Annotated in this window: 13 protein-coding genes and 1 tRNA gene; all 14 read right to left on the reverse strand. The window is 61.4% G+C overall.

Annotation, left to right across the window (positions count from 1 at the left end):
- Window positions 1-11 precede the first annotated feature (11 nt).
- Window positions 12-1,205, reverse strand: coding sequence for an elongation factor Tu (gene tuf / locus PVZ77_RS13395; RefSeq protein ID WP_133860552.1), 1,194 nt, complete (start codon window positions 1,203-1,205; stop codon window positions 12-14).
- A 28-nt stretch (window positions 1,206-1,233) separates the two neighbouring features.
- Window positions 1,234-3,336, reverse strand: a complete 2,103-nt coding sequence (gene fusA, locus PVZ77_RS13400; protein WP_133860558.1) for an elongation factor G — start codon at window positions 3,334-3,336, stop codon at window positions 1,234-1,236.
- Window positions 3,337-3,366: 30 nt separating this feature from the next.
- Window positions 3,367-3,840 (reverse strand): 30S ribosomal protein S7, encoded by a 474-nt coding sequence (rpsG, locus tag PVZ77_RS13405; protein ID WP_007163088.1) that lies wholly within the window; start codon window positions 3,838-3,840, stop codon window positions 3,367-3,369.
- Window positions 3,841-3,926: 86 nt separating this feature from the next.
- Window positions 3,927-4,298: a 30S ribosomal protein S12 gene (gene rpsL, locus PVZ77_RS13410; protein ID WP_007163089.1), complete on the reverse strand. Its 372-nt coding sequence runs from the start codon at window positions 4,296-4,298 to the stop codon at window positions 3,927-3,929.
- Window positions 4,299-4,463: 165 nt separating this feature from the next.
- Complete coding sequence (rpoC, locus tag PVZ77_RS13415; protein WP_133860557.1) at window positions 4,464-8,663, reverse strand: DNA-directed RNA polymerase subunit beta'; 4,200 nt, start codon at window positions 8,661-8,663, stop codon at window positions 4,464-4,466.
- Window positions 8,664-8,725: 62 nt separating this feature from the next.
- Window positions 8,726-12,799, reverse strand: coding sequence for a DNA-directed RNA polymerase subunit beta (rpoB, locus tag PVZ77_RS13420; protein WP_273806961.1), 4,074 nt, complete (start codon window positions 12,797-12,799; stop codon window positions 8,726-8,728).
- 224 nt (window positions 12,800-13,023) lie between these two features.
- On the reverse strand, window positions 13,024-13,392 hold the full coding sequence (gene rplL / locus PVZ77_RS13425) for a 50S ribosomal protein L7/L12 (RefSeq protein ID WP_059316466.1): 369 nt from the start codon (window positions 13,390-13,392) through the stop codon (window positions 13,024-13,026).
- Window positions 13,393-13,471: 79 nt separating this feature from the next.
- The gene (gene rplJ, locus PVZ77_RS13430; RefSeq protein WP_017641868.1) at window positions 13,472-13,972 is read right to left on the reverse strand and encodes a 50S ribosomal protein L10; all 501 of its coding nucleotides are present in this window, start codon (window positions 13,970-13,972) and stop codon (window positions 13,472-13,474) included.
- 208 nt (window positions 13,973-14,180) lie between these two features.
- Window positions 14,181-14,876, reverse strand: a complete 696-nt coding sequence (gene rplA, locus PVZ77_RS13435) for a 50S ribosomal protein L1 (RefSeq protein WP_133860555.1) — start codon at window positions 14,874-14,876, stop codon at window positions 14,181-14,183.
- Window positions 14,876-15,307 carry a 50S ribosomal protein L11 gene (gene rplK / locus PVZ77_RS13440; RefSeq protein ID WP_133860554.1) on the reverse strand — a complete coding sequence of 144 codons (432 nt, stop codon included), beginning with the start codon at window positions 15,305-15,307 and terminating at the stop codon, window positions 14,876-14,878. The genes rplA and rplK overlap by 1 nt, the downstream gene beginning before the upstream one ends.
- A 112-nt stretch (window positions 15,308-15,419) precedes the next feature.
- A complete protein-coding gene (nusG, locus tag PVZ77_RS13445) occupies window positions 15,420-15,953 on the reverse strand; it encodes a transcription termination/antitermination protein NusG (protein ID WP_026083932.1) in 534 nt (177 codons plus the stop codon).
- Window positions 15,954-15,964: 11 nt separating this feature from the next.
- Window positions 15,965-16,333 carry a preprotein translocase subunit SecE gene (gene secE / locus PVZ77_RS13450; protein ID WP_183634094.1) on the reverse strand — a complete coding sequence of 123 codons (369 nt, stop codon included), beginning with the start codon at window positions 16,331-16,333 and terminating at the stop codon, window positions 15,965-15,967.
- A 35-nt stretch (window positions 16,334-16,368) separates the two neighbouring features.
- Window positions 16,369-16,444 (reverse strand) — tRNA-Trp (locus PVZ77_RS13455).
- 54 nt (window positions 16,445-16,498) lie between these two features.
- The coding region (gene tuf / locus PVZ77_RS13460) for an elongation factor Tu (RefSeq protein WP_273806711.1) at window positions 16,499-17,674 on the reverse strand (1,176 nt) is incomplete at its 5' end.

Raw genomic sequence — 17,674 nt, forward strand, 5'->3', positions numbered from 1 at the left:
AGATCAATCGATTACTCGATGATCTTGGCAACCACGCCGGCGCCGACGGTACGACCGCCTTCACGGATGGCGAAACGCAGGCCGTCTTCCATCGCGATCGGAGCGATCAGGGTGACAACCATCTTGATGTTGTCGCCCGGCATCACCATCTCGACGCCTTCCGGCAGCTCGCAGTTACCGGTCACGTCGGTGGTGCGGAAGTAGAACTGCGGACGGTAGCCCTTGAAGAACGGGGTGTGACGACCGCCTTCTTCCTTGGACAGCACGTACACTTCGCACTCGAACTTGGTGTGCGGCTTGATGGTGTTCGGCTTGGCCAGAACCTGGCCACGCTCCACGTCTTCACGCTTGGTGCCACGCAGCAGCACGCCGACGTTCTCGCCAGCACGGCCTTCGTCCAGCAGCTTGCGGAACATTTCAACGCCGGTGCAGGTGGTCTTGACGGTGGCCTTGATGCCCACGATCTCGACTTCTTCCTGGATGCGGACGATGCCACGCTCGACACGACCGGTTACCACGGTGCCGCGACCGGAGATCGAGAACACGTCTTCGATCGGCATCAGGAACGGCTTGTCGATGGCACGCTCGGGCTCGGGGATGTACGAGTCCAGGGTCTCGACCAGCTTGCGCACGGCAGAGGTACCCATTTCGTTGTCGTCGTTGCCGTTCAGCGCCATCAGCGCGGAGCCGATCACGATCGGGGTGTCGTCGCCCGGGAAGTCGTAGGTGTTCAGCAGATCGCGAACTTCCATCTCGACCAGCTCCAGCAGCTCGGCGTCGTCAACCATGTCGGCCTTGTTCAGGAACACGACGATGTAGGGAACGCCCACCTGGCGGGACAGCAGGATGTGCTCGCGGGTCTGCGGCATGGGGCCGTCAGCAGCCGAGCAAACCAGGATCGCGCCGTCCATCTGGGCAGCACCGGTGATCATGTTCTTCACGTAGTCGGCGTGGCCGGGGCAGTCGACGTGCGCGTAGTGACGGATCGCCGAGTCGTACTCAACGTGGGAGGTGTTGATGGTGATACCGCGAGCCTTTTCTTCCGGCGCGTTGTCGATCTGGTCGAAACCACGAGCGGAACCGCCCCAGGTGTCGGCACAGACCTTGGTCAGCGCAGCGGTCAGAGTGGTCTTGCCATGGTCGACGTGACCGATGGTGCCCACGTTCAGGTGCGGTTTGTTACGTTCGAATTTTTCTTTAGCCACGAGATAAAACCTCTAGTCAAAGCGCTGATTAAGCTTGTTTCTTGATGATGGCTTCGGCGATGTTCGACGGAGCTTCGGCGTACTTGGAGAACTCCATGGAGTAGCTTGCGCGACCCTGAGACATGGAGCGGACATCCGTAGCGTAGCCAAACATCTCGCCCAGCGGAACCTCGGCACGGATGACCTTGCCGGTCACGGTGTCTTCCATACCCTGGATCAGGCCACGACGACGATTCAGGTCGCCCATGACGTCGCCCATGTAGTCTTCCGGGGTCACGACCTCGACCTTCATGATCGGCTCGAGCAGCACGGCACCACCCTTCTGGGTGAGCTGCTTGGTCGCCATGGAGGCAGCGATCTTGAACGCCATCTCGTTGGAGTCGACGTCGTGGTAGGAACCGTCGAACACAGCGGCCTTCAGGCCGAGCAGCGGATAGCCGGCAACGATGCCGTTCTTCATCTGCTCTTCGATGCCCTTCTGGATCGCCGGGATGTATTCCTTCGGAATCACACCGCCCACGACTTCGCTGACGAACTCCAGACCTTCCTGACCTTCGTCGGCCGGCGCGAAGCGAATCCAGCAGTGACCGAACTGGCCACGACCACCCGACTGGCGAACGAACTTGCCTTCGATCTCGCAGGTGTTGCGGATGGTTTCACGGTAGGCGACCTGAGGCTTACCGATGTTCGCTTCCACGCCGAATTCGCGCTTCATGCGGTCCACCAGGATGTCCAGGTGCAGCTCGCCCATGCCGGAGATGATGGTCTGACCGGACTCTTCGTCGGTCTTGACGCGGAACGAGGGATCTTCCTGGGCCAGCTTGCCCAGTGCGATGCCCATCTTTTCCTGGTCGGCCTTGGTCTTCGGCTCGACGGCCACCGAGATCACCGGCTCCGGGAAGTCCATGCGCTCGAGGATGATCGGCTTCTCGATCGAGCACAGGGTGTCACCAGTGGTGACGTCCTTCATGCCGATCAGGGCGGCGATATCGCCAGCACGAACTTCCTTGATCTCTTCACGGGTGTTGGCGTGCATCTGCACCATACGGCCGACGCGCTCCTTCTTGCCCTTCACCGAGTTGATGACGGAGTCACCGGAGCTCAGTACACCCGAGTAGACGCGGGCGAAGGTCAAGGTACCCACGAAGGGGTCGGTAGCGATCTTGAACGCCAGAGCCGAGAAGGGCTCGTTATCGTCCGCGTGACGCTCGTCGTGGATTTCCTCGTTGTCCGGGTTGGTACCCTTGATCGCGGGAATCTCGACCGGCGCCGGCAGGAAGTCGATCACGGCGTCCAGAACCAGGGGCACGCCCTTGTTCTTGAACGAGGAACCGCAAACGGCCGGGACGATTTCGCAGGCGATGGTACGCTGACGCAGGCCGGCCTTGATCTCGTCGATCGACAGCTCGCCGCCTTCCAGGTACTTGTTCATCAGCTCTTCGTTGGCTTCGGCCGCAGCCTCGACCATGTTGGAGCGCCACTGCTCGGCATCGGCCAGCATGTCCGCAGGAATGTCTTCCTCGCGGTAGGTCATGCCCTGGTCGTCATCGTTCCAGAAGATGGCCTTCATCTTCAGCAGGTCGATCTGGCCCAGGAAGTTCTCTTCCGCGCCGATGGCCAGCTGAACCGGGACCGGAGTGTGGCCCAGGCGCTTCTTGATCTGCTCGACGACGCGCAGGAAGTTGGCACCGGCACGGTCCATCTTGTTGACGTAGACGATGCGCGGGACGCCGTACTTGTTGGCCTGACGCCATACGGTTTCGGACTGGGGCTCGACACCGGAGGTACCGCAGAACACCACGACCGCACCGTCCAGCACGCGCAGGGAACGCTCCACCTCAATGGTGAAGTCCACGTGGCCGGGGGTATCGATGATGTTTACGCGGTACTTGTCGTACTGCTTGGTCGAACCGGACCAGAACGCGGTGGTGGCAGCGGAGGTGATGGTAATACCACGCTCCTGCTCCTGCACCATCCAGTCCATGGTCGCAGCGCCGTCGTGAACCTCACCCATTTTGTGGTTCACGCCGGTATAGAACAGAATCCGCTCGGTAGTAGTCGTCTTACCTGCGTCCACGTGGGCGCAGATACCGATGTTCCGATAGCGGTTAATAGCGGTTGTACGAGCCATAAGGTCCTCGCTTGATTGGAAGCGCTAGGCTTAGAAGCGGTAGTGCGAGAAGGCCTTGTTGGCTTCTGCCATGCGATGCACGTCTTCGCGCTTCTTGACTGCGGCACCCTTGCCTTCAAAAGCGTCCATGAGTTCACCCGCCAGGCGCAGAGCCATGGACTTCTCACCACGCTTGCGCGCGGAGTCCACCAGCCAGCGCATGGCCAGGGCATTACGACGGGAAGGACGAACCTCAACCGGCACCTGGTAGGTAGCACCGCCGACACGGCGGGACTTCACTTCGACCAGCGGAGCGATGGCGTCGAGCGCTTTTTCGAAAACTTCCAGGGGTTCGGCATTCTTGGAACGCTCTTTGACCTTGTCCAGAGCACCATAAACGATACGCTCGGCGACGGCTTTCTTGCCGCTCTCCATCACGTGGTTCATGAACTTGGCCAGGATCTGGCTTCCGTATTTCGGATCGTCAAGTATTTCGCGCTTGGCCGCTACACGACGTCTTGGCATTGATAAGCCCTCAAAACGGTCTTCAGGTTAGCTCGGGACTCGTTGCCCGACCTTACTCTTATCGACTCGAACAAAAAGAAAGGTGGTTACTTCGGACGCTTGGTGCCGTACTTGGAACGGCCCTGCTTGCGGTCCTTCACACCGGTGGTGTCCAGCGAGCCGCGCACGGTGTGATAACGCACACCCGGCAGATCCTTGACCCGGCCACCGCGGATCAGCACGACGCTGTGTTCCTGCAGGTTGTGACCTTCACCACCGATGTAGGAGGTGACTTCGAAGCCGTTGGTCAGACGTACACGGCAGACCTTCCGCAGTGCGGAGTTGGGCTTCTTGGGAGTGGTGGTGTACACGCGGGTGCACACGCCACGACGTTGCGGGCAGTTTTGCAGCGCAGGCACGTCGGATTTCTCGACGATACGCTTGCGTGCACTACGCACCAGCTGGTTGATAGTTGCCATCTATAGCTCCACTGATTGTCTTGCGACATAAACGAAATAGCAGAACGTCAGTCCTGCCCATTTTCGGGGAACGAAAGTCTAAAGAGCTTGGGCGCCCCAGTCAAGACAAAGCCCCCGGACGCCTAGGGCGCCGGGGGCTTTGTCAAGCGGGACCTGCTACCGAACTCAGCTGGCGCTGGAGTTCAGCGCTTCGGTCAGGGCGGCTTCGGCCTCGCTGGCGCTCACGCGCTGCGGCTTGCCGAGTTCGCGCTGACGCTTGCGCTCGCTGTGGTACGCCAGACCGGTACCGGCCGGGATCAGGCGGCCCACCACCACGTTTTCCTTCAGGCCGCGCAGGAAGTCGCGCTTGCCGGTCACGGCGGCTTCGGTCAGGACACGGGTGGTCTCCTGGAAGGAAGCGGCCGAGATGAAGGACTCGGTGGACAGCGAAGCCTTGGTGATACCCAGCAGGACGCGCTCGTACTTGGCGACGAAACGATCATTGCCGACCAGCTGCTCGTTCTCTTCCAGGACGTGGGTCAGTTCGACCTGATCGCCCTTGATGAAGCTCGAGTCGCCGGTGTCGCTCACTTCGACCTTGCGCAGCATCTGCCGCAGGATGGTCTCGATGTGCTTGTCGTTGATCTTCACGCCCTGCAGGCGGTACACGTCCTGGATCTCGTTGACGATGTACTTGGCCAGCGCGCTGACACCCAGCAGACGCAGGATATCGTGCGGGTTGCTCGGACCATCGGAGATGACTTCGCCGCGGCTTACCTGTTCGCCTTCGAAGACGTTCAGGTGACGCCACTTCGGAATCAGCTCCTCGTAGGGGTCGGTGCCATCGGTCGGGGTGATGACCAGACGACGCTTGCCCTTGGTTTCCTTGCCGAAGGAGATGGTACCGCTGATCTCCGCCAGGATTGCCGGCTCCTTGGGACGACGCGCTTCGAAGAGGTCGGCCACGCGGGGCAGACCACCGGTGATGTCGCGGGTCTTGGAGGTTTCCTGGGGGATACGGGCGATAACGTCACCCACATGCACCTTGGCACCGTCGCTCAGGTTGACCAGCGCGTTCGGCGGCAGGAAGTACTGGGCCGGTACGTCGGTACCCGGCAGCAGCAGGTCCTTGCCGTTGGCGTCGATCAGCTTGACCGCCGGACGGATGTCCTTGCCGGAAGTCGGGCGATCCTTGGCGTCGAGCACCTCGATGTTGGTCAGACCGGTCAGTTCGTCGGTCTGGCGTTTGATGGTGATGCCCTCCTCCATGCCGACGAAGGCCACGGTACCGTCCATCTCGGTGACGATGGGGTGGGTGTGCGGGTCCCACTTGGCGACGATGGCGCCAGCGTCGACCTTGTCGCCTTCCTTGACCGAGATCACCGCACCGTAGGGCAGCTTGTAGCGCTCGCGCTCACGACCGAAGTCGTCGGCGATGGCCAGCTCACCAGAACGGGACACGGCAACCAGGGCGCCATCGGCACGTTCGACGTGCTTCAGGTTGTGCAGACGGATGGCACCGCCGTTCTTGACCTGGACGCTGTCGGCCGCGGAGGTCCGGCTGGCCGCACCGCCAATGTGGAAGGTACGCATGGTCAGCTGGGTACCCGGCTCACCGATGGACTGGGCGGCGATGACGCCGACCGCTTCACCGATGTTGACCTGGTGACCGCGAGCCAGATCGCGACCGTAGCACTTGGCGCAGATGCCATGACGGGTTTCGCAGGTGATCGGCGAACGCACCACGACTTCGTCGACGCTGTTGAGCTCGAGGAACTCGACCCAGCGCTCGTCGACCAGGGTGCCGGCCGGCACGATGATCTCGTCGGTACCCGGCTTGGGCACGTCACGGGCGATGACTCGACCCAGAACGCGCTCGCCCAGGGGCTCGACCACGTCGCCGCCTTCGATGTGCGGCGTCATGATCAGGCCGCGTTCGGTACCGCAATCGACTTCGGTCACCACCAGATCCTGGGCCACGTCGACGAGACGACGGGTCAGGTAACCGGAGTTCGCGGTCTTCAGTGCGGTATCCGCCAGACCCTTACGGGCACCGTGGGTGGAGATGAAGTACTGGAGTACGTTCAGGCCTTCACGGAAGTTGGCGGTGATGGGCGTCTCGATGATGGAGCCGTCCGGCTTGGCCATCAGGCCACGCATGCCGGCGAGCTGACGAATCTGGGCCGCGGAACCCCGGGCGCCGGAATCGGCCATCATGTACATGGAGTTGAAGGACTCCTGGTCGACTTCCTTGCCCTCGCGGTCGATGACCTTCTCTTTCGAGAGATTGGTCATCATCGCCTTGGACACTTCGTCGTTGGCCTTCGACCAGAGGTCGATCACCTTGTTGTACTTCTCGCCCTGGGTTACCAGGCCGGAGGCGTACTGGCTCTCGATCTCCTTCACCTCGGCGGTGGCGGCATCGATGATGCGCGCCTTCTCATCCGGAATGACGAAGTCGTTCACGCCGATTGAGACGCCGGACAGGGTCGAATAGGCGAAGCCGGTGTACATCAGCTGGTCGGCGAAGATGACGGTGTCCTTGAGACCCACCACGCGGTAGCAGTGGTTGATCAGCTTGGAGATGGCCTTCTTCTTCATCGACTGGTTGACCACGTCGTACGGCAGGCCGGCAGGCACGACCTGGAACAGCAGCGCGCGGCCGACGGTGGTGTCGACGATGCGGGTGTTCTTGGTCAAGCTGCCGTCCTTGTGACGGATGGTCTCGTTGATGCGCACCTTGACCTTGGCATGCAGGGCGGCTTCGCCGGCACGGAAGACGCGATCGACTTCCTGCAGGTCGGCGAACACGCGGCCTTCGCCCTTGGCGTTGATGGCTTCACGGGTCATGTAGTACAGACCCAGCACCACGTCCTGCGACGGCACGATGATCGGCTCGCCGTTGGCGGGCGACAGGATGTTGTTGGTCGACATCATCAGGGCGCGCGCTTCCAGCTGGGCTTCCAGCGTCAGCGGCACGTGCACGGCCATCTGGTCACCGTCGAAGTCGGCGTTGTACGCGGCGCAGACCAGCGGGTGCAGCTGGATGGCCTTGCCTTCGATGAGGACCGGCTCGAACGCCTGGATACCCAGACGGTGCAGGGTCGGGGCGCGGTTGAGCAGCACGGGGTGTTCGCGGATGACTTCGGCGAGAACGTCCCAGACCTCGGGCAGTTCGCGCTCGACCATCTTCTTGGCGGCCTTGATGGTGGTCGCCATGCCACGGGCTTCCAGCTTGCCGAAGATGAAGGGCTTGAACAGCTCCAGCGCCATCTTCTTGGGCAGACCGCACTGGTGCAGACGCAGGGTCGGGCCCACGGTGATCACGGAACGACCGGAGTAGTCGACGCGCTTGCCCAGCAGGTTCTGACGGAAGCGACCCTGCTTGCCCTTGATCATGTCGGCCAGGGACTTCAGCGGGCGCTTGTTGGAACCGGTGATGGCACGGCCGCGACGGCCGTTGTCCAGCAGGGCGTCAACAGCTTCCTGCAGCATGCGCTTCTCGTTGCGCACAATGATGTCGGGCGCGGCGAGGTCGAGCAGCCGCTTGAGGCGGTTGTTCCGGTTGATGACGCGACGATAGAGGTCGTTCAGGTCGGAGGTCGCGAAGCGGCCGCCATCCAGCGGTACCAGCGGACGCAGGTCCGGCGGCAGCACGGGCAGCACGGTCATGACCATCCACTCCGGCTTGTTGCCGGAGCCCTGGAAGGCTTCCATCAGCTTCAGGCGCTTGGACAGCTTCTTGATCTTGGTCTCGGAGTTGGTCTGCGGAATCTCTTCGCGCAGGCGGCCGATCTCGTGCTCCAGATCAATGGCGCCGAGCAGCTGGAACACGGCTTCCGCACCCATGCGGGCGTCGAAGTCGTCACCGAACTCTTCCAGTGCCTCGAAGTACTGCTCGTCGTTCAGCAGCTGGTACTTCTCGAGGGTGGTCATGCCCGGATCGATCACCACGTAGCTCTCGAAATAGAGCACGCGCTCGATGTCACGCAGGGTCATGTCCAGCAGCAGGCCGATACGCGACGGCAGCGACTTCAGGAACCAGATGTGGGCGACGGGCGAAGCCAGCTCGATGTGACCCATGCGCTCGCGGCGCACCTTGGCCAGGGCGACTTCCACGCCGCACTTCTCGCAGATCACGCCGCGGTGCTTGAGGCGCTTGTACTTTCCGCACAGGCACTCGTAGTCCTTGACCGGGCCAAAGATCTTGGCGCAGAACAGACCATCGCGCTCGGGCTTGAAGGTACGGTAGTTGATGGTCTCCGGCTTCTTCACTTCACCGAACGACCAGGAACGAATCATCTCGGGCGAGGCCAGACCGATACGGATGGCATCGAACTCCTCGAGTTGACCCTGGTTTTTCAACAGATTGAGCAAGTCTTTCAAGGCCTTTCCTCCTCACGGACCGGAGGCGACCGCCGCGCGGTCGCCTCCTCTAGGGTCTCGTGTTATTCGGTTTCCAGTTCGATATCGATGCCGAGCGAGCGGATTTCCTTGATCAGTACGTTGAAGGACTCGGGCATGCCGGCCTCCATGCGGTGATCCCCGTCCACGATGTTCTTGTACATCTTGGTCCGGCCGTTCACATCGTCCGACTTCACCGTCAGCATTTCCTGCAGGGTGTAAGCCGCGCCATAGGCCTCCAGTGCCCAGACCTCCATCTCCCCGAAACGCTGACCACCGAACTGCGCCTTACCACCCAGCGGCTGCTGGGTAACCAGGCTGTAGGAACCGGTGGAACGGGCGTGCATCTTGTCGTCCACCAGGTGGTTCAGCTTGAGCATGTACATGTAGCCGACGGTGGTGGTGCGCTCGAAGGCATTGCCGGTGCGGCCGTCGTACAGACGCATCTGGCCGCTCTCCGGCAGATCGGCCAGCTTCAGCATAGCCTTGATCTCGCTTTCCTTGGCACCGTCGAACACCGGCGTGGCCATGGGAACACCGCCGCGCAGGTTCTTCGCCAGGTCGAGGACTTCCTGATCGCTCAGGTCGTCGAGCTTCTCCTGACGGCCACCGATCTCGTTGTAGATCTCGTGCAGGAAGCTGCGCAGTTCGGCAACCTTGCGCTGCTCTTCGATCATCACGTTGATCTTCTCGCCCAGGCCCTTGGCCGCGAGGCCCAGGTGGGTTTCGAGGATCTGACCGACGTTCATCCGCGAAGGTACGCCCAGCGGGTTCAGCACGATGTCCACCGGCGTGCCGTTGGCGTCGTAGGGCATGTCTTCGACCGGCATGATCACCGAGACCACACCCTTGTTACCGTGACGACCGGCCATCTTGTCGCCCGGCTGGATGCGGCGCTTGATGGCGAGGTAGACCTTGACGATCTTCAGCACGCCCGGAGCCAGGTCATCGCCCTGCTGCAGCTTGCGCTTCTTGTCTTCGAACTTGTCATCCAGCAGCTGGCGACGGTCGGACAGGTAGGCCTGAGCTTTTTCCAGCTGCTCGTTGTGAGCATCTTCCGCCATGCGCAGCTTGAACCACTGACCGCGCTCGAGGCCGTTCAGGTACTCGTCGGTGATGACGGCACCCTTCTTGACCGCCGGGCCGCCTTCGGCGACCTGACCGACCAGGGCCTGACGCAGACGCTCGAAGGTCGCGCCTTCGACGATGCGGAACTCTTCGTTCAGATCCTTGCGGATCTCGTCGAGCTGGGACTTCTCGATGGCCAGGGCGCGGGAGTCGCGCTCGACGCCGTCACGGGTAAAGACCTGGACGTCGATGACGGTACCCTTGGTGCCGGTGGGCACACGCAGGGAGGTGTCCTTCACGTCGCTGGCCTTCTCGCCGAAGATGGCGCGCAGCAGCTTCTCTTCCGGAGTCAGCTGGGTTTCGCCCTTGGGCGTGACCTTGCCGACCAGGATGTCGCCGGCACCGACTTCGGCACCGACGTAGACGATACCGGCCTCGTCCAGCTTGTTCAGCGCAGCCTCACCCACGTTCGGGATGTCGGAGGTGATCTCCTCCGGGCCGAGCTTGGTGTCACGGGCCACACAGGTCAGTTCCTGGATGTGGATGGTGGTGAAGCGATCTTCCTGGACCACGCGCTCCGACAGACAGATGGAGTCTTCGAAGTTGAAGCCGTTCCAGGGCATGAAGGCCACGCGCATGTTCTGACCCAGTGCCAGCTCGCCCATGTCGGTCGAGGGGCCATCGGCCAGGATGTCGAACTTGGCCACCTGATCACCCTTGCTCACCAGCGGACGCTGGTTGATGCAGGTGTTCTGGTTGGAACGGGTGTACTTGGTCAGGTTGTAGATGTCGACGCCGGCTTCACCGGTCTCGACTTCGTCATCGTTGACGCGCACCACGATACGGCTGGCATCGACGGAGTCGATCACGCCACCACGACGGGCCACGACGCAGACGCCGGAGTCACGGGCGACGTTGCGCTCCATGCCGGTACCGACCAGCGGCTTGTCCGAACGCAGGGTCGGCACGGCCTGACGCTGCATGTTGGAACCCATCAGCGCGCGGTTGGCGTCGTCGTGCTCGAGGAACGGAATCAGCGAGGCGGCGACGGAGACTACCTGCTTGGGCGAAACGTCCATCAAGGTGACGTCTTCGGGCGCCTTGACGGTGAATTCGTTCAGGTGACGCACGGCTACCAGCTCGTCGATCAGCCGGTTGTTCTCATCCAGTCCTGCGGAGGCCTGGGCGATCACGTGGTTGGCTTCTTCGATGGCCGACAGGAAGACGATCTCGTCGGTGGCCACGCCGTCCTTGACCATGCGGTACGGGCTCTCGAGGAAGCCGTACTGGTTGGTGCGGGCATAGGCAGCCAGGGAGTTGATCAGGCCGATGTTCGGACCTTCCGGCGTTTCGATCGGGCAGACCCGGCCGTAGTGCGTCGGGTGTACGTCTCGGACTTCGAAGCCAGCACGCTCACGGGTCAGACCGCCCGGGCCGAGTGCGGAGACGCGGCGCTTGTGGGTGATTTCCGACAGCGGGTTGTTCTGGTCCATGAACTGGGACAGCTGGCTGGAACCGAAGAACTCCTTGATCGCGGCGGCCACCGGCTTGGCGTTAATCAGGTCCTGCGGCATCAGGCCTTCGCTCTCGGCCATGGACAGGCGTTCCTTGACGGCACGCTCTACCCGCACCAGGCCTACGCGGAACTGGTTTTCGGCCATTTCACCGACGCAGCGGACACGGCGGTTACCCAGGTGGTCGATGTCGTCGACGATGCCCTTGCCGTTACGGATGTCGACCAGGGTCTTGAGCACGTCGACGATGTCTTCGCGACTCAGCACACCCGAGCCTTCGATGGCGTCGCGACCAATACGGCGGTTGAACTTCATGCGGCCGACGGCGGACAGGTCGTAACGCTCGGCGCTGAAGAACAGGTTGTTGAACAGGGTCTCGGCAGCTTCCTTGGTTGGCGGCTCGCCAGGACGCATCATCCGGTAGATCTCGACCAGGGCTTCCAGCTGGTTGCCGGTGGAGTCGATCTTCAGGGTATCGGAGATGAACGGACCGCAGTCGATGTCGTTGGTGTACAGCGTCTCGAACTGCACGACATTGGCCTTGGCCATCTTGGCCAGCATGTCCAGGGTCAGTTCGGTGTTGCACTCGGCGATGATCTCGCCGGTGGACGGGTGCACGACGGCCTTGGCGGTGGTACGGCCAATGACGTAATCGAAGGGCACTTCCAGCTCGCTCAGACCGGACTTCTCCAGCTGGTTGATGTGGCGAGCGGTCACCCGACGGCCCTGCTCCACGATCACCTTGCCGCTGCCATCCTTGATGTCGAAGCTGGCGATGTCGCCGCGCAGGCGCTGGGGCACCAGCTCGAACGTCAGCATCTCACCCTTGATATGGAAGGTGTTGGTGTCATAAAACGCATCCAGCACCTCTTCGGTGCTGTAGCCGAGCGCGCGCAGCAGTACCGAGGCCGGCAGCTTGCGGCGACGGTCGATACGCACGAACACGGCGTCCTTGGGATCGAATTCGAAATCGAGCCAGGAGCCGCGGTAGGGAATGATGCGTGCCGAATACAGCAGCTTGCCCGAGCTGTGGGTCTTGCCGCGGTCGTGGTCGAAGAACACGCCCGGGCTGCGGTGCAGCTGGGACACGATGACGCGCTCGGTACCATTGATGATGAAGGTACCGTTCTCGGTCATCAGGGGAATTTCCCCCATGTAGACTTCCTGCTCCTTGATGTCCTTGATCGCCTTGTTCGACGACTCGCGGTCGAAAATGATCAGGCGAACCTTGACCCGCAGCGGGACGGCGAAAGTCACGCCGCGCAGGACGCATTCCTTCACATCGAAAGCCGGCTCGCCCAGGCGATAGCCGACGTATTCCAGGGCCGCATTGCCGGAATAGCTGATAATCGGGAAAACGGACTTGAAGGCCGCATGCAGGCCGATATCGCGGAACTGGTCTTTGCCTGCGCCCGCCTGCAGGAATTCGCGGTACGAATCCAGTTGGATAGCCAGCAAATAGGGCACGTCCATGACGTGCGGCAACTTGCTAAAGTCCTTGCGGATACGTTTTTTCTCAGTGTATGAGTAAGCCATCAGCGTTCCCCAGCTTGGTCACCAGCTTGTTTGGCCTCTCCGACGGGAGCAGCCGGAAAATCGTGCAAACCCTTGGTTTGCCGCACCCCGAGAGCGAGGTGGATACAGCGCATCTTGTCAGGCGGATATGCTCGCTCTGTACAAAACGGCAAAAGGCCGGTGGCGTTCGCCACCAGCCATCAGCCGAACGTGAAACGTTGCGGCTGTAGACGCAAGAACCGAACTTACTTGAGCTCGACCTTGGCGCCTGCTTCTTCCAGAGCCTTCTTGGCAGCTTCGCCTTCCTCTTTGGAGACGCCTTCCTTGACCACGCCCGGGGCGCCGTCAACGACAGCCTTGGCTTCTTTCAGGCCCAGACCGGTCAGTTCACGAACGACCTTGATGACGTTCACTTTCTTGTCGCCGGTTTCGGTCAACATGATGGTGAATTCGGTCTGCTCTTCGACGACGGCAGCGGCAGCAGCCGGGCCAGCGGCAGCGGCGGCAGCGGCGGTCACGCCGAACTTCTCTTCCATCGCCTTGATCAGTTCCACCACTTGCATGACGGACATTTCGGATACGGCGTTGATGATGTCTTCGTTGGTCAGAGCCATGACTCTAGATTCCTATAACAGGGTGCGGCTTCAGGCCGCAAATAATAAGAAAGACTTGCAGGAAACGCAGCACGCACGATTAGGCGGCGGCAGCTTCCTTTTGGTCGCGAATGGCGGCGAGGGTACGAGCCAGCTTGCTGGTAGCGCCCTGGATGACACTCATCAGCTGGGACACAGCTTCGTCGTAGGTCGGCAGGGTTGCCAGTACGTCGATCTGGTTAGCCGGGATGAGCTTGCCTTCGAACGCGGCGGCCTTGATCTCGAACTTGTCCTGACCCTTGGCGAAATCCTTGAAGATACGGGCGGCAGCGCCCGGATGCTCCTGGGAAAACGCGATCAGGGTCGGGCCCTTGAAGGTGTCGTTGAGAACGTCGAAAGACGTGCCTTCAACGGCACGACGCAGCAGGGTGTTACGTACGACACGTACATAGACACCAGCCGCGCGGGCCTCTTTACGGAGTCCGGTCATGGCACCCACAGTCACGCCACGGGCATCGGCCACGACAGCGGACAGGGCACCTTGGGCAGCCTCGTTGACTTCAGCGACGATAGCCTTCTTGTCTTCGAGTTTGATTGCCACGGGTTTAACTCCTGGATGTTACCGTTTCGCCCGATGGACTGGGCGGCGTTTTGGTGTCTGACTCGGTAACCGAATCGGGAGCACCATCTGCGTAGGCTGGGGTTTCCCCGGTTTAAGACCTGCGTCCCCTACGGTCTTGGACAGCCCCCGCCAGGCAGGGACCCCAATCTTGGCGCCGCGCCCGAAGGCACGGCGACTTGTATCTTGCTTAGGCTTCCAGGGAAGCCTGGTCGATCTGCAGACCCGGGCCCATGGTGGAGCTCAGGGTGATGCGCTTGACGTAGATGCCCTTGGAGGTCGAGGGCTTCAGGCGCTTCAGGTCGGCCAGCAGAGCTTCAACGTTCTGCTTCAGCTTCACGGGCTCGAAATCGATCTTGCCAACGGAAGCGTGGATGATGCCGTTCTTGTCGGTACGGAAACGTACCTGACCAGCCTTGGCATTCTTGACGGCGGTAGCGACGTCCGGGGTCACGGTGCCAACCTTGGGGTTGGGCATCAGACCGCGCGGGCCGAGCAGCTGACCCAGCTGGCCGACAACGCGCATGGCGTCCGGCGAGGCAATGACCACGTCGTAGTTCAGGTCGCCGCCCTTCATCTCGGCAGCCAGGTCGTCCATGCCGACTCGTTCGGCACCGGCAGCCAGCGCAGCTTCGGCGTTGGCACCCTGGGTGAACACGGCAACGCGAACCGACTTGCCAGTGCCGTTGGGCAGCACGGTGGCGCCACGAACGACCTGGTCGGATTTACGCGGATCCACACCCAGGTTCACGGAGACGTCGATGGACTCCTTGAACTTGATGGTGGACAGCTCGGCCAGCAGGGCTGCAGCTTCTTCGAAGCCGTACTGCTTGCCAGCCTGGATTTTTTCGGCGAAAGCCTTTTGACGCTTAGTGAGCTTGGCCATTACACGCCCTCCACATTCAGACCCATGCTACGAGCGGAACCGGCGATGGTACGCACGGCGGCGTCCATATCGGCGGCGGTGAGATCGGCATTCTTGGCTTTGGCGATCTCTTCCAGCTGGGCGCGGGTGACGGTACCGACCTTCTGGCTGTTGGGACGAGCGGAACCGCTCTTGATGCCAGCAGCCTTCTTGAGCAGCACGGAGGCCGGGGTGCTCTTGATTTCGAAGGTGAAGCTACGGTCGCTGTACACGGTGATGATCACCGGGGTGGGCAGACCGGGCTCCATGCCCTGGGTGCGGGCGTTGAACGCCTTGCAGAATTCCATGATGTTGACGCCGTGCTGACCCAGCGCCGGACCGACTGGCGGGCTCGGGTTGGCTTGAGCGGCCTTAACCTGCAGCTTGATGTAAGCCTGAATTTTCTTAGCCATGTGCTACTCCAATGATGGGTTCGACGCCCCGCAGGGCTCCCCAATTACTTGCTATATCCCAGTGACGACAAAACCCCGCAGCCTGGGCTACGGGGTGAGGGATGCGAACAACCTAGACCTTTTCGACCTGGCTGAACTCGAGCTCCACAGGGGTCGACCGACCAAAGATCAGTACCGCCACGTGGATGCGGCTCTTTTCGTAATTGACTTCCTCGACAACGCCGTTGAAGTCGGCGAACGGACCGTCCACCACCCGAACCGTCTCGCCTGCTTCGAACAGGGTCTTCGGCTTGGGCTTGTCGCTGCTGTCGGAGACACGACGCAGAATCGCGTCCGCCTCACGATCAGTGATGGGTGCCGGCTTGTCGGCGGTACCACCGATGAAGCCCATGACGCGAGGAGTGTCCTTGACCAGGTGCCAGGTCCCTTCGTTCATCTCCATCTGCACCAGGACGTATCCCGGGAAAAACTTACGCTCGCTCTTGCGCTTCTGGCCATTGCGCATTTCCACCACTTCTTCGGTGGGCACGAGAATGTCGCCGAACTCGTCTTCCATTTCGTGCAGCTTGACGCGCTCGATCAACGAACGCATGACATGCTTCTCGTAACCCGAGTAGGCATGCACGACGTACCAACGCTTAGCCACGGCGAACCCTTTCAACCAACAATCGTGGAAACCAGCCAACCGAGCAGGGAGTCGAGCCCCCACAACAACAAAGCCATCACGAGCACCACGGCAACCACGATCAGCGTGGTCTGAGTGGTCTCTTGCCGGGTAGGCCAGACAACCTTGCGAATCTCGGTACGGGCGTCTTTCAGCAAGCCGAAGAAGGCTTGCCCCTTGGCGGTCTGCAGGGCAACAAAGGCAGCGACAGCTGCCAGCACCAACAGACCTACCACTCGATACAGGATGGACTGAGCAGCGAAGTAGTGATTGGCAACAACACCGATCGCTACCAGAACGACAACCACCAGCCACTTCAGCGCATCGAAGCGCGACTCTTTGGCTTCCGCCTTGATGCTCATTGCATGAATCCTGTAAGGAGTGCCAGATGGGAATCTGGCAGGCCAGGAGGGAATCGAACCCCCAACCTGCGGTTTTGGAGACCGCCGCTCTGCCAATTGAGCTACTGGCCTGTAACTTGAATCAGGCCGACCATTATGCCGGCCTGACAGACCAAGATCAATCGATTACTCGATGATCTTGGCAACCACGCCGGCGCCGACGGTACGACCGCCTTCACGGATGGCGAAACGCAGGCCGTCTTCCATCGCGATCGGAGCGATCAGGGTGACAACCATCTTGATGTTGTCGCCCGGCATCACCATCTCGACGCCTTCCGGCAGCTCGCAGTTACCGGTCACGTCGGTGGTGCGGAAGTAGAACTGCGGACGGTAGCCCTTGAAGAACGGGGTGTGACGACCGCCTTCTTCCTTGGACAGCACGTACACTTCGCACTCGAACTTGGTGTGCGGCTTGATGGTGTTCGGCTTGGCCAGAACCTGGCCACGCTCCACGTCTTCACGCTTGGTGCCACGCAGCAGCACGCCGACGTTCTCGCCAGCACGGCCTTCGTCCAGCAGCTTGCGGAACATTTCAACGCCGGTGCAGGTGGTCTTGACGGTGGCCTTGATGCCCACGATCTCGACTTCTTCCTGGATGCGGACGATGCCACGCTCGACACGACCGGTTACCACGGTGCCGCGACCGGAGATCGAGAACACGTCTTCGATCGGCATCAGGAACGGCTTGTCGATGGCACGCTCGGGCTCGGGGATGTACGAGTCCAGGGTCTCGACCAGCTTGCGCACGGCAGAGGTACCCATTTCGTTGTCGTCGTTGCCGTTCAGCGCCATCAGCGCGGAGCCGATCACGATCGGGGTGTCGTCGCCCGGGAAGTCGTAGGTGTTCAGCAGATCGCGAACTTCCATCTCGACCAGCTCCAGCAGCTCGGCGTCGTCAACCATGTCGGCCTTGTTCAGGAACACGACGATGTAGGGAACGCCCACCTGGCGGGACAGCAGGATGTGCTCGCGGGTCTGCGGCATGGGGCCGTCAGCAGCCGAGCAAACCAGGATCGCGCCGTCCATCTGGGCAGCACCGGTGATCATGTTCTTCACGTAGTCGGCGTGGCCGGGGCAGTCGACGTGCGCGTAGTGACGGATCGCCGAGTCGTACTCAACGTGGGAGGTGTTGATGGTGATACCGCGAGCCTTTTCTTCCGGCGCGTTGTCGATCTGGTCGAAACCACGAGCGGAACCGCCCCAGGTGTCGGCACAGACCTTGGTCAGCGCAGCGGTCAGAGTGGTCTTGCCATGGTCGACGTGACCGATGGTGCCCACGTTCAGGTGCGGTTTGTTACGTTC

Source organism: Pseudomonas sp. SHLD1, from assembly GCF_028640935.1.
GTDB classification, from domain to species: Bacteria; Pseudomonadota; Gammaproteobacteria; order Pseudomonadales; family Pseudomonadaceae; genus Chryseomonas; species Chryseomonas aestiva.

What these genes read in the sequence shown, in the direction of transcription:
- rplA (WP_133860555.1), bottom strand. Translation starts at nt 14,876, where the DNA reads ATGGCCAAGCTCACTAAGCGTCAAAAGGCTTTCGCCGAAAAAATCCAG.
- rpsG (WP_007163088.1), bottom strand. Translation starts at nt 3,840, where the DNA reads ATGCCAAGACGTCGTGTAGCGGCCAAGCGCGAAATACTTGACGATCCG.
- fusA (WP_133860558.1), bottom strand. Translation starts at nt 3,336, where the DNA reads ATGGCTCGTACAACCGCTATTAACCGCTATCGGAACATCGGTATCTGC.
- rplK (WP_133860554.1), bottom strand. Translation starts at nt 15,307, where the DNA reads ATGGCTAAGAAAATTCAGGCTTACATCAAGCTGCAGGTTAAGGCCGCT.
- rpoB (WP_273806961.1), bottom strand. Translation starts at nt 12,799, where the DNA reads ATGGCTTACTCATACACTGAGAAAAAACGTATCCGCAAGGACTTTAGC.
- rpsL (WP_007163089.1), bottom strand. Translation starts at nt 4,298, where the DNA reads ATGGCAACTATCAACCAGCTGGTGCGTAGTGCACGCAAGCGTATCGTC.
- secE (WP_183634094.1), bottom strand. Translation starts at nt 16,333, where the DNA reads ATGAGCATCAAGGCGGAAGCCAAAGAGTCGCGCTTCGATGCGCTGAAG.
- rplL (WP_059316466.1), bottom strand. Translation starts at nt 13,392, where the DNA reads ATGGCTCTGACCAACGAAGACATCATCAACGCCGTATCCGAAATGTCC.